Annotated in this window: 14 protein-coding genes and 1 CRISPR repeat array; of the genes, 2 read left to right on the top strand and 12 right to left on the bottom strand. The window is 32.5% G+C overall.

All coding sequences use genetic code 11. The annotated features are described in order from the left end of the window. Positions 1-18: 18 nt before the first annotated feature. The 9 genes from V9L05_RS17940 to V9L05_RS17900 form a co-directional block, all read right to left on the bottom strand. Entirely contained in the window at positions 19-243 is a 225-nt protein-coding gene (locus V9L05_RS17940) for a hypothetical protein (protein WP_338813218.1), read from the bottom strand. A gap of 7 nt (positions 244-250) precedes the next feature. Further along, the gene (locus V9L05_RS17935; protein WP_338813217.1) at positions 251-646 is read right to left on the bottom strand and encodes a GPW/gp25 family protein; all 396 of its coding nucleotides are present in this window, start codon (positions 644-646) and stop codon (positions 251-253) included. A gap of 9 nt (positions 647-655) precedes the next feature. Further along, on the bottom strand, positions 656-1321 hold the full coding sequence (locus V9L05_RS17930) for a phage baseplate assembly protein V (protein ID WP_338813216.1): 666 nt from the start codon (positions 1319-1321) through the stop codon (positions 656-658). Between the two features lie 3 nt (positions 1322-1324). Continuing rightward, positions 1325-2548: a contractile injection system protein, VgrG/Pvc8 family gene (locus V9L05_RS17925; RefSeq protein ID WP_338813215.1), complete on the bottom strand. Its 1224-nt coding sequence runs from the start codon at positions 2546-2548 to the stop codon at positions 1325-1327. Between the two features lies 1 nt (position 2549). Continuing rightward, on the bottom strand, positions 2550-2726 hold the full coding sequence (locus V9L05_RS17920) for a hypothetical protein (protein ID WP_338813214.1): 177 nt from the start codon (positions 2724-2726) through the stop codon (positions 2550-2552). Between the two features lie 293 nt (positions 2727-3019). After that, positions 3020-3645: direct repeats of the CRISPR family, unit length 30 nt; unit sequence GTTTCAATACCACAATGGCTACGATTAATT. Positions 3646-3865: 220 nt separating this feature from the next. Continuing rightward, positions 3866-4189, bottom strand: a complete 324-nt coding sequence (locus V9L05_RS17915; protein WP_338813213.1) for a hypothetical protein — start codon at positions 4187-4189, stop codon at positions 3866-3868. A gap of 11 nt (positions 4190-4200) precedes the next feature. Beyond that, positions 4201-4683: a hypothetical protein gene (locus V9L05_RS17910; RefSeq protein WP_338813212.1), complete on the bottom strand. Its 483-nt coding sequence runs from the start codon at positions 4681-4683 to the stop codon at positions 4201-4203. Beyond that, the gene (locus tag V9L05_RS17905) at positions 4683-4943 is read right to left on the bottom strand and encodes a hypothetical protein (protein ID WP_338813211.1); all 261 of its coding nucleotides are present in this window, start codon (positions 4941-4943) and stop codon (positions 4683-4685) included. Before V9L05_RS17905 ends, V9L05_RS17910 begins: the two co-directional genes overlap by 1 nt. A 212-nt stretch (positions 4944-5155) precedes the next feature. After that, positions 5156-5488, bottom strand: a complete 333-nt coding sequence (locus V9L05_RS17900) for a hypothetical protein (RefSeq protein WP_338813210.1) — start codon at positions 5486-5488, stop codon at positions 5156-5158. 157 nt (positions 5489-5645) lie between these two features. Here V9L05_RS17900 and V9L05_RS17895 point away from each other — a divergent pair, with 157 nt between their 5' ends. After that, positions 5646-6032: a hypothetical protein gene (locus V9L05_RS17895; RefSeq protein WP_338813209.1), complete on the top strand. Its 387-nt coding sequence runs from the start codon at positions 5646-5648 to the stop codon at positions 6030-6032. Between the two features lie 528 nt (positions 6033-6560). Next, positions 6561-9656 (top strand): ATP-binding protein, encoded by a 3096-nt coding sequence (locus tag V9L05_RS17890; protein WP_338813208.1) that lies wholly within the window; start codon positions 6561-6563, stop codon positions 9654-9656. Between the two features lie 9 nt (positions 9657-9665). Here V9L05_RS17890 and V9L05_RS17885 read toward each other — a convergent pair whose 3' ends face one another. From V9L05_RS17885 to V9L05_RS17875, 3 genes are all read right to left on the bottom strand, one after another. Then, entirely contained in the window at positions 9666-9887 is a 222-nt protein-coding gene (locus V9L05_RS17885; protein ID WP_338813207.1) for a hypothetical protein, read from the bottom strand. Positions 9888-10053: 166 nt separating this feature from the next. Next, positions 10054-12516, bottom strand: a complete 2463-nt coding sequence (locus V9L05_RS17880; RefSeq protein ID WP_338813206.1) for a phage tail tape measure protein — start codon at positions 12514-12516, stop codon at positions 10054-10056. A gap of 180 nt (positions 12517-12696) precedes the next feature. Beyond that, positions 12697-12834, bottom strand: a complete 138-nt coding sequence (locus V9L05_RS17875) for a hypothetical protein (RefSeq protein ID WP_338813204.1) — start codon at positions 12832-12834, stop codon at positions 12697-12699. Positions 12835-12847 lie beyond the last annotated feature (13 nt).

Here is a 12847-nt window from a genome sequence, read left to right as displayed (position 1 = left end):
AATTCGATGGAATTAGAATTACTCTTTTATTTTATCAATGCCTTCTTTTTCCTTTCTCTCAACTAAACCTTTTATTTGATATTCACTGTTCTTTTTTAGCGTATTTATTAAAGCTGCATCTATTTCAAGGTAGGTAATTTTATGATTATTCTTTTCGCAAAACTCGCCTATTACTTTAATAAATAAACCTTCTAATTGTAGAATATTGTTTTCTACTTCGATGACTTCGGTTGATATTGACATAGCTTTATTAAATATTTAATTCTCTATAAAATGGAAAAACATAAGTCCCCTCTGTGCTACTTCCTACGATTTGATAGCTAATTATGCACTTAATCGCATTCTCTGGCAGCTCTTCAGTTTCAAAGGTTACATTTTTTACTTTTATTCTTTTCTCCCAAACTTCAATCGCTTCTACAATAAATTCATATAAAAGAGATTGTAAAATAGCATCGTTTGGCTCGTATCTGAAACGCTCTATCTGCACTCCAAATTCAGGCGCAAAAGGACGTTCTTTTGTCGGCTGCAAAAGAATAATAGCCAAAGATTGATTAATGAGTTCTTGATCAGAGGCATAGATGGAACGCCCTGCCGAATCTACTCGCAAGGGAAATGCTAATCCAATACCTGTAATTTTACTACTCATTTTGATTGTTTATTTTAATAATTGCCCAACTTTAACAAACCAAGTATTTACTTTTAAAATCGTATCAGGAGTTAAAGTATTACTAATTGGAGTTCCATTTAATGCTACTTTTAAGGTCAATAAAATTGTTTTCAATTCACTAAATAATCCATTCAGATTTTGAGAAGTGTTTTTCAAATCTATTTTCCCACTTTGTGCATTTACTGTAATATCAGCATTTGCAGTAATATCAATTTTTTCATTTGCAATAATTTCTATATTTCCATCTTCGAAAAACTCAATGCTTGCTTTTTTTGATTGTATAAAAATTCTATCGTTTTTCAATGTAATTCCATCTAAATAACGCTCTTTGAACTCCTTTGGAATTTCTTTATCTGAAAACCATCCCATTTCCCAAATTGGCATCGTTGGATCGCCATTGATAAACGTTATCCAAACACCACTACCCACAGAAGGAATTGCCCAAATGCCAATAGTATTGCCATTAAAAATAGATTTTCCATAAATCCATTTTTCAAAAACTTGATTTGCCAAAACAGAAGGAATTTTAACCTTCAGACGACCACGCTTTTCGGGGTCCTCATTTTCAATGACAATACCTTGGTACAAACCGTAAAATCGTCCTGTCTGCTCTAAGCCTTGCTCTTGAATGGCATTTTTGAACTTTCTATCCATCACTTATTTACTTTTTATTCTCTTTCCATTTTGGTCAAACATAACTACTTCACTTTGCGCTGCATTGATTTGTGTGCTTCCTTGACTATCGTTTACAGGCTGGCTTTTCGTACTTGCTTTATCAGGCTGCGTATTGGTAACCGACTTGTTTGTTGCATTTCGTTTCAATTCGCAAGTTGTTTTGTAATACGAACCTGCTGTAACATCACTTTTGACAGTTATAATTTTCCAATTTCCTTCGTGTTTTTTTGCCACTCCTGCAATCGTCAAGACCTGACCAGCTTTCAAAATTGGATTACCAACTACTACCAAAGTAGCTGTAATATTTGAAAGCGATTTATCTTCTTGAATTTTGTTTACAAGTCCGTCATTTTCTGTTTTATCGACAGAGCCTTGCACCAACTTTCCATCTTCTGACTTTTCGGTTTCTGCTCTTTTGGTAGGAAATACTTTTGTGCCATTTTCAGAATTTATGTCAAATTTTATATCATACTCGCCTAGCTTTTCTTTGTCTTTATCATCACTCTTAGCTTCACTTTTTTGGATAGCATTGGTTTGAGGATTGACTGAAAGAGCCGTAACTTTTTGAGAAGAACTATCTTGTTTTGAATACTTAATTTTTGGGTGGAACGAAATAATATCTTTTCCCCACGTATAAGTTTTGATAGATTCTTTTAGTAAATCTCGTTTCTCTAAAATGAGAGTTTCGCCAGTTACTCTAAAAACTAAATTTTCTCTTTTCGCCAGTTGAGTAAGAAAATCAAAATCACTTTTTTGAGCTTGTGGCAAGTACGAATACTTTTTTTTCGTTTCAATACGCTCTGCTTTTAGAGAGTATTTATCGGCTATTTCTTCTACCAGTTCTGAAAGCGTTTTTTCATTATGAATTTTATTAGAAAACTCTTCTTTCATAAATTGCCCTATATCGGTAGCATCAATTTTCAATTTAATGACATCTCCATAAAGCGTATCGACATCTGAAATTTTGGCTACTTTTATTTCTGTTTGAAGCCCTCCGATATAGCCAAAAAAGAAGTTTAACTTTTCGCCAATGGCTACCCAGTCCTCATCAATTTCAAAAACATTTTTTAGCGTTACCGAAATGCGAATTAAATCATCTTTTTCTAGCGTATCTTCATAGCTAAAACTATCCACAAAAGTAGTGATGTCCTGACTTGTGGAAGCTATAAAGACTTTGTAAAAAGGAGAACCTACTTGAAATTCCATTTTAATCTAATGCTTTTGATAGTTCTTTTAAAAAATCTGTAATTGCATCAGCAATTTTTAGAGATGAAGTATGAGTTATTTCAAGCATTGAGTTATTCAATTCTTCCCTTTTCAAACTCCCGTCATTGTGAATCCAAACGCAAGTGATAGTTTTACCATCTGTTTTTTCGATGGTCATAGCACGTTCTGGATTACTTTTTAGACACACTAAATCACCAATATTCATCTAGTTGATTATTAATTACTTAAAATAGTTATATTTATTTTACTAATTTAGCAAAATTAGAGCTATTTTATTGCAATATTTATAATTTAATTATTTTTTTTGCTAAATTTGAAGTGTTGATGATTACAACGCTTAGATGTTTGGTGCGTTTAACGTTTGTTTTTTCGTTTTTTGTTTGTAAGTAGTTACAGGAATTTGGTAAAAAAAAAGCTCTCATACTTTGAGAGTTTTTTTTGTGTTTGCTTTTTTCAATACCACAATGGCTACGATTAATTTTCTAATAGCACGCTGCCACAAGAAAACGACCCTCTGTTTCAATACCACAATGCCTACGATTAATTTGAATGTACACCTAAGTTACACCCTACTTTGTTAGTGTTTCAATACCACAATGGCTACGATTAATTTGGATTGGTTCGTAATTATGCAAATGTACTTGATTAGTTTCAATACCACAATGGCTACGATTAATTTTTGTAGGTCTTAAATTCAAAACTTACGACGACGAGTTTCAATACCACAATGGCTACGATTAATTAACAACGCTAAATAGTTTACTTGTTTTTACTTCTCTTTGTTTCAATACCACAATGGCTACGATTAATTAGCAATGTAATTGAGTGCGTTTAAATCCTTAATTCCAGTTTCAATACCACAATGGCTACGATTAATTTTTCAATCTTTGCAGTATCACTAACAAACGTTTCAAGTTTCAATACCACAATGGCTACGATTAATTCATAGTTTCCACTTCACTTGTATTAAGTTCGTTATAGTTTCAATACCACAATGGCTACGATTAATTTACACCTGTTTCGTAAGGCAATGGCATGTTTCTTGTGTTTCAATACCACAATGGCTACGATTAATTCCGTTACAAATTCAGAAAAAAAATGGATTTCTGCAACAAAAATGGACTTTTTATTTTAAAAAAATGACAGTTTTGTCGTCGTAGTCCAGTAGTAAGAAAACCCCTAGGGTACGACGACAACCTTAAATACCTGATAATAAATAGTTTATGATTTATTTTTGATTTCTTTACTGTTTGAGAAATAGATTTTAGAGACTTGGACGACATTAGGCATTAAAGTTTAACCCAACTTCCACTGCAAAACATCAGGAATAATAATTTCAATTCCAATATATTCACTAAGCAGCCAAGGCTTTTCGATATTATTTGCATCAGCGATAACGTGCCAATAGTTTTTTGCTTTCGGAACTAAAGAGCCATAATGCCTATGCGCCAAAACAGTCAAATCATCTCCTGCGACTACTAAGTGCATTTGAAAATTTAGATTTTTTGTAGGCTTTCTTTCCTTGACTTCTAAAATTCGTCTGCCATCATCGAAGATAGTCAGACTTCCTCCTGCGTAAAGATTGGATTCGTGTAATCGGATGGGTTTTTCTGTTGCCATTATTCTGCTGATTAAAACTGTCTTATATCTGAAATACTTCTATTGTTATCCATATCTAAGGCAAAGGAAATAGTTACTTCGGCTCTTCTGCTGCTCCAACCTTTATCGTTTATGAAATCAGTCAGTTTTGAACTTACACTCTTTACGATATAGGACTTGTTATTAAAAATCTTCCCAAAAATGACTTTTACTCGTCGTGTAGGCGCATTGTAAGAATCATTGCCCATCAATCCTTCTAACCAATTTACATCTCTATTGACTGTATCTACTCCACTTCCATCGTAAAGAAATTGACAAGACATAGAAAAAGTATCGCTACCTCCTGTGTAATGGTGTAGTGGATTATTTCGTCCAGGCACGTTGATTTCGGCATAGTTTCCTGTGCGCTGTTTAGTGATTTCTTTTGGAGCTTCTTGTAATTCTAATCGCCCGAAAGGTTCTGCTAATTCCAAGATGTAGATTGAGCCGTCTATGGCTGAGAGTTGATGCTGCATTATTTTTTTTGTTTCCTATATAAGAGATAAACCAAAGAAGCTATCATCATAAAAATCATAGCATACTGATAAACATTGAGAGACTGTATCAAAGGAATTTTCACAAGCCCCAAAACAACAATCACAGTCAAGTGAATATCTGAAGCAGTATCACTTATTAATTCTACTTTTTTTATCTGATAATAAATCAAGTTGAAGAAGTATAATGCTGATAAAATTCCACTTATCCAGTTGATTGCGTTTATGCTAAATTCTATCATCTCGTTTTATTTTAATAATTAATCTTTACTCATTACTTGTATAACAATCCACACACACGCTAGAAATAACATCACAATCAACTTCGAAAAGAAAATAGCTAACATATAATTCTTCTCATAGAAACAAGAGATTACCGAGCTAACCAACATTTGAATAACTATAATAATTAGAGTTATAAGAGTAAATCCTACTGCTTTGAAAAACATTTTATTCATTTGCTGATTCCAACTTTTTTTGGCTTATTTTCTAATTTCTCAAGTGTTTCGTCAAGTCCACCAACTTCAATGATTTTTAGAATTACATTTTTGAAATTCTCCCACCCTCCAAGAGCTTGAATAAAAGTAATCAAACCGACAATTTTATTAGCAATTTCTAAAATACGCTTTACTTTTTTCCCTGCGAAGAATTTTAACCATTTTACAGTTTTGCTTTCTAAAATTTCTTGTAAATCCTCATACCAAAGATTCGCTTCATTTTCTTTTATAACTTCTACTTTTTCTAAGCTATCAACTAATCTCTCTTTTTCAATTTTTGCAAGTGCCATCTTATTGTAATTTTATAGTTATCAATGACTTATTTTGTCAAATTTACAAAAATATTAGCTTTTTATTGAAAATTTCATAAATAAACCAATCAATATTTTTATATTTGATTTTAGTTAATGATAGATAGTTTTAATACAAACCCCAAATTTACTGAGTATGAAAAGTTATAGATTTTTGCTCTTTGCGATGCTTATTATTTTTATTATTCCTGCCTTTGCAGCGACAGTTTTTGACGATGATTTGCCTGATGATGATTCACCGAAAATTGTCTTTGTAGTTGAGCAAGAGAAAACTCAAAATGAATATTTTACGAATATTTCGGAGTATCTTTCTCCTATTTCCTACTCGTATGTAGAGAGGAATGAACCAAAGATTTACAATGATGCTGTGGACTTGAATAGTCAATATCATCTAGCAAACCCTACAAAAGCAATCACCGTCAAGGATATGTCACGAATAAAAAATCCATTTCGGTTTTCACTTAAATCTAATAAGAAATTACTCGCTTCGAACTTGCAGCCCGATAGCAGGGATAAAGCATAGTAATTTTGCTAAACTTCTTCTATGGCTAGATGGACTCTAAATCCAGTAAGTTTTCGAAGTGATAATAAGAAATATGGCTAAATAGCCTCTAAAACAAAAACGCATCTAACTTCTACAGCTAGATGCGTTTTTTTTTGCAGGACTATTTATTTTAAAGTCATCTATTTAGTATAAAAACAATTCACTATCTAAATCACTTATTTTAACCAAAAATATTAATTGAAGAACTATTTTAATTTCGTTAACAAAAATCAATTCTTAGACCATTTTTCTACAGAAAAAAATGAAGCTCTTTACATAGCATAATTAGTTAATAAAATATAAATACTGGTTAAACAAAGAATTTGTTTTTCTAAACTACCAAATGCTAATTATACAGAAGTCTATTTTATTTATAATGGTATTGTTTTAGATGTGTAAATACTTAAGCTCAATACAATTAAAAAAAATGGCACCTTTTTATAAAATACAAATTGTGTTATATGACTCTATGCTGTCTAATTTATCATCTGATTATTTTTTAAATTTATGCACTTTATAAAAAAACTCCTCAATTTAGGGTTACAATACGCCAATACTTCTCAGCAAAAAAGAACTGTTAAGATTGTAAATATCATTAGTTTATTGATGCTTTGTGTTTGCATTCTTTATATTGTTTTGTTAACAACTTCTATTCTTTCTATCGAAACAAGCAAAACCTTTTTTATCCTAGGATTTGTAGTTCTACAAGCACTAACTTCTCTCTTTGCTAATTATTATGGAAAGTTACTTTTTGCTAAGCTATTTTTCTTTTTGGTTATAAATAGTATTATTTTCTATAGGGTAAATTCATCAGACGTAGCTGCATTCAACGCTTTAAGTTTTGTAATGGGAATACCTATTGCAGGACTTTTCTTCACTAATAAAGAAAAAATATGGAAAACAATATTTTTTATTTTGCCTTTTATACTCTATATCATTTCAGAAAGTTCAGACTATAGTATTTTTGAAACAATTAATGTTAATTCAGAAGAGCTTAAAATTGGAAGAATAGTTTATATTTTATTCAATATGGTTATTTTATGGGCGATTATTCATTCTTTTACAGCTGATATGGAAAAAAATGAAACTCAACTGCACCATACTATAGAAGAACTCAAGATAACTAGAGCAAGTTTAGAGGTGCAAGAAGAACTTGTTGAATCTCAAAAAGAAATAAAGACTAAAAATGAAGAGTTACAAGCAACAGAAGAAGAGCTTCGCCAAAATTTAGAAGAACTTAATGCTACACAGGAACAACTCCAAGAAGTTTTTCTAATAAATCAATATCAATTAGAAGCAATTAATACTAACTTTGGGTATGTAGAATTCAAATTAGATCGAACAATTACTAATGTAAATAGTAGATTTGCTGCTTGGACAGAATTTAAACCAACAGAGTTAATTGGACTTTCTCACAAGCAACTTCTTCATCAAGATGAAAATACTGAATATTATTTTGAAAATTTATGGAAAGATTTAGAAACAGGAAAAACTGTAAGTGGTATTTTTAAAAGAAAAACCAAATCCAATAAAAATTTATGGGTTTTTGGAGCATATTGTCCAGTAAAGAATCAAAAAGGAGAAATCATCCGTATAATCAAAATAGTTAGTAATTACAATACACAAAAAGAAACCGAATTAGAAGTTCAGAGCCAAAAAGAAGAACTTTTGGCAACAGAAGAAGAACTCCGTCAAAATTTAGAAGAACTCAATGCTACACAAGAACACTTATTAGATGCAAAACAAGAACAAGATAAATTTGTCGATTTAGTAGAACAGGCTGATGCTGCAATTGCTATTGCAACTTTGGATGGAAAGGTAGTTTATCTTAATAAAAAAGGACAAGATATTTCGGGGTTTGGAAAGCAAGAATATCAAAAAACTATCACCACAGATTATTATCCAGAATATGAAAAGCCTAAATCAAAACAAGAGGTATTACCTGCCATCGAAACACAAGGATATTGGAGAGGTGAAAGAGATCTAATAAATCATAAAACAGGACAGATTTACCATACAGATGCAAATGCTTTTTTACTCAAAGATAAATCTACTGAAGAAGTCATTGGTTTGGCTACTGTTCAGATTGATATCACATCTCAAAAAAATCTACAAAAGGAGCTTAAAAATAAACAAAACGTATTAGATGAGGCAGAGAAAATAGCCAAACTAGGAAGTTTTGAAATAGATTTAGCTACACAAAATGTAATACACTCTAAAAATTTATTAGCACTCTACCAATTAGACAAGTTAGAATCAATGGCTGAGCTTATTCCACTAATGCATTCTCAAGATCAAAATCTTATCATTGAAACGCTCACGAGTGCTGCTCAAGGTCAGTTAGATGAATTTGATGTAGCTTATCGTTTAAAAACTAAAAATTTTACAGAGTATCGCTATTATAGAGCTATTGGAAAAGTTCTCAAAAAGGATGATATTCCTAGCACTGTGATTGGATCAGTGCAAGATATACACGAACAAAAACTTAGAGAGATTGAAATTTCTGAAGCCTATAAAAAAGTTCAAGTCTCTGAAGAAGAATTACGTCAAAACTTAGAAGAACTTCAAACTACTCAAGAACTTTTAGAGGAACAAAAAAATGAAATAGAAACAGCTTATCAGGAACTTCAGTCTACTCAAAAGCAACTTATTCAATCTGAAAAAATGGCAAGTTTAGGGCAATTAGTAGCTAATATTGCTCACGAGATCAATACACCTTTAGGAGCTATTCGCTCTTCTAATGAAAATATATCTGATAATCTAGAAAACAACCTATTACAATTAGCTTTAATTTCAAAAGACTGTACACAAGAAGAACTAGAGAATTTTATGGTTTTTTTAAGAAAATCTATTTCCAAACCTGATACACTTACCACTAGAGAAAAAAGAAAGATACGTCGTGTCTTACTAGAAAAACTAGAACAGAATGAAATAGAAGATGCAGAAACATATTCAGAAATACTAGTGGATATGAATATGCAAACGGAGGAGGAATTATTTAGTTTATTAGTTAATAATAAAAATGGTGAAGGACTTATCAATATAGCTTATCAGTTATCAAATATTATAAAAAGTAATCAAACCATCCAAATGGCAACTGATAGAGTTTCTAAAATCGTATTAGCTCTTAAAACGTTTGCACGTCAAGACCAAACAGAAGAGAAATCTGCTGTAAATATTAATGAGAGTCTTAACACAACCCTAACGCTCTATCATAATAAAATTAAACATGGTATTGATGTGAGTCGTGATTTTACAGAAATTCCAATATTTATGGGTTATCCAGATGAATTAATACAAGTTTGGACAAATATTCTTCATAATGCTATCCAAGCTATGAATGGAAAAGGTAGACTAGAAATTAAGACTAAAGTAAAGGATCAAAAAGCTATAATTTCTATCCAAGATACAGGTGGAGGTATTCCTAAAGAAATAAAAGATAAAGTTTTTGATCCTTTTTTTACCACCAAACAGGCAGGAGAAGGAAGTGGTTTAGGGTTAGATATTACAAAAAAAATAATTGAAAAACACAATGGGGAAATTTGGTTTGAAATTGAAGAAGGAGTTGGAACTATTTTTTTTGTAGGAATACCTATTAATTAATACCTAATGTTAGCAATAGATAAAAATTTTGAGTAATCCATACTGAGTTTGCTTCATAAAATCTTTCCCAAGTGGGCAGTTTGGAAGCTCATATTCCCTTGCAGCTTCGTTATATTTTTTGCTCATTTCTTCTGTTTTGATAAGTAAAAAATGAGCTTTATTTGGATTAGAAATGATGATTTCAAAAATTTCTTCTTTTGTCATTGTGGTGGTATCAAGTCTTTGTAGCATAGTTTTTATCTTAGTTTAATTAGTTAGTATTTAAATTACACTACTCTACACGATAACGTGCCTTAATGGTTATCAATTTGGGAAAGAAAAAGCCATCTAAACCTATCTTTTTTCAGAAAATTTAGACGGCTTTTAGACTATATTTAGACCGACTTTAGAGCAACAATTAGCTTCTTGCATCATCTAATTCATTTATTTCACGTATTACAGCAGCTACATCACGATCTCCAATCTGAACATTAAATTTAGGTTGTAAATTGACTTGTGTGTTTTGTTGTCCTGTATTAGCAATTCCTGCACTGCTTAATTCCTTCATTGCTACTGATGTTTCCCTAGTTTGTTGTGCTTTAGTTACCGAAGCATTATTAATGTTATCCACTTTTTTAGAAAAAGAAGAACTCGCTTGTGATGGCGCAATTTCAGTGTCTGAAACGCCACTTCCTGCTAATCCTGTTTGATTTACAGCAGCTTGTTTTGCTTGACCTTCTGCTGTGTCTCCACCAATTCCAAAATAGGAAGCGACAGCCTCGCCCCCTGGTAACGCCTTCAAAGAATTGACTAAGAAACTGGTTATAGATGACCAACCTGCTTGAATTCCTTCTAGTAGATTTCTAGTTATAGCCATTCCTATTTTACCGAAAAGCTCAGGAAGGGAAATAAAACCTTCTTTAAAATCCGTAATATGAGCATTGATTTCATTAAAGGTATTTGTAACGAAGTTATAGAATATCATAAACCCTTCTAAAGCAAGAGTTACATAGTTGGCTGTAATTTCTAAAGCAACAGCAATTCCACGAATACCCAAAGTAAGAGCGTCAAAAGCATACCCTCCAAGCTGTGAAAATATACTTACATCTCCTCCTAACTTATCAATCGTAAAACCTGCTTTTGCCAATAAATCTATAATTGGACTGAATGCTGTGCCTATTCTACCAAAGGCTTCCCAAACTGAACCGAATACGTTTTTAAGGTTTTCAAAACGCTCTACAGCTCCTCCAAAGAATGCTTTTATACGAACAATCCAAGTTCCAATGTTTAGAGCAAACTCTCCCAAACCAATTGAATTAAGAGCCTCATATAATTTTCCACTAAGCGTAAACCCTTCATTTGTGGCAGATTTCCAAATGGCTATAACTGCGTGGATAGCTCCTCCAATTTTTTGCATAAATCCTAAAAAACCATTGGCAGGAGCAGCATTCCCATTCAAGACATCTGTAAAGCTTTGGTAGGCTTTTATCATTCCATAAATTGCACCTGCAACAGCTACACCAACAGCAATATAAGGAAGCAAAGGAACTAATGTAGATGCAAACGCTCCTTTTAGCATTACCAAAACAGGTTGTATTGCCATCATAGCAAACTTTACAGTATGAAAAGCTGATACAAAACCTCCTAAAGCCACTAAACCAACTCCAATACTAGCAGCTAATTTTATAACGAACTGTCCAAATCCTGTATCTGAAAACGCAGCAAGAGATTGTACAACAGATGTGACTCTTTCAGCAAAAGATTTTAAAATAGGCAAGAAGTTACTACCTATTTTTATCATAAATGTTTCAAGATTGGATTTTAGAATAGTTACTGCTCCATTAAAGTTATTTAGCTTTTCTTCTGCTACTTTCGCAGCAGTAAAAGTAGCCATTTGAGCTTTCATTTTTTCTATTCCTTGTGCGCCCTCTTTTGCTAATGCTAAGGCTGCACGGACACCATCAGAACCAAATAAACGACGAAATATTTCAGAACTTTGTTCTTCGGTTTTGCCTTTAACAGCATCTTGTAGTTGTTGTGCTATTTGGTCTATTCCCTTTATTTTACCATCTTTAAAGAATTGATTTTGACCATTTATAGTAAGCTTTAATTTTTCAAATTCTGCTTGAGCAGCTTTGGTTTGAGGTTGTAAACTAGCTAACATTGTCTTGAAAGAAGTACCAGCATCTCCACCAACTAAAAAATTGTTTGCCATTACAGATAATGCTGAAATAGTATCATTAAACCCTAAACCTGCTGCTGAAGCTATACCACCTGACTGTGTTAATGCTTGACCTAACTGAGCAACACTCGTAGCAGCCGAGTTCGCTCCTCCAACTAAAGTATCAGCTACAATAGTTACATTTAGAGTTTCTTTACTAAATGCATTAATAGCTCCTCCTGCTAAAATTGCAGAATCAGCAACACTTATATTTCCTGCTGTGGCTAAGTTCAAGGCACTTGTAAGACCTCCAGTCATTATTAAATTTGCTTTTACACCTGCTTTTGCTAGTTCTTCATATCCTTGGGCAGCTTCCAAGGCAGAGAATTTTGTTTCTTGCCCTGCTTTCATAATAACTTCTTTAATATCCACCATTTGGTTGGCAGAAGAAGCTGTGGCAGCTTTCACACTTGACATCTGTTCTTCAAACTTAGCTGCTGTATTTACAGCAACTGCAAAAGGAGTTAAGATGGCAGCCCCTGCACCCATCAACTTAAAACCAGACCCAATACCTTTGAGTGAAGATTCCATTTTTGCAGCCGTTTCTGAAGACACATAGTCTAATTGCTTAAACTTTTGTGTCATAGCACTTGCTGCATTTGAAACCTCGTCTTTTAATGTAAAGACTAAACCTATTCCTAAAACTGAAGCTGCATTCATTATTGTATCATTTTATCGTATCAAAATTATTCTATCGCTATTCACTATGTTGCCGACATTGGTGTCGCTACCATCTTTTTTATTCTATCACATCACCACTATCACATAAAAAATGGCTATGCGATGCTACAAACGAATATTTTATTAAATTTATCGTCATACAATCACATAGCCCTCACATTAACTTTTTGAATCTGCTAACTCTTTTGCTTTTTGATTATTGAGCCAAGCCAAAATACGTGTCATTCGCTTGAACTCTAGACTATAAAATTCTGTAAAAGTGATACCAAGACCTGCATAGTGTATAGTACACCACATCTCATCCAATTCT

The sequence above is a fragment of the Bernardetia sp. Wsw4-3y2 genome (genome assembly GCF_037126295.1).
Lineage (GTDB): Bacteria > Bacteroidota > Bacteroidia > Cytophagales > Bernardetiaceae > Bernardetia.
The sequence above is the reverse complement of the archived record's forward strand: the minus strand, read 5'-3'. Positions and strand labels throughout refer to the sequence as shown.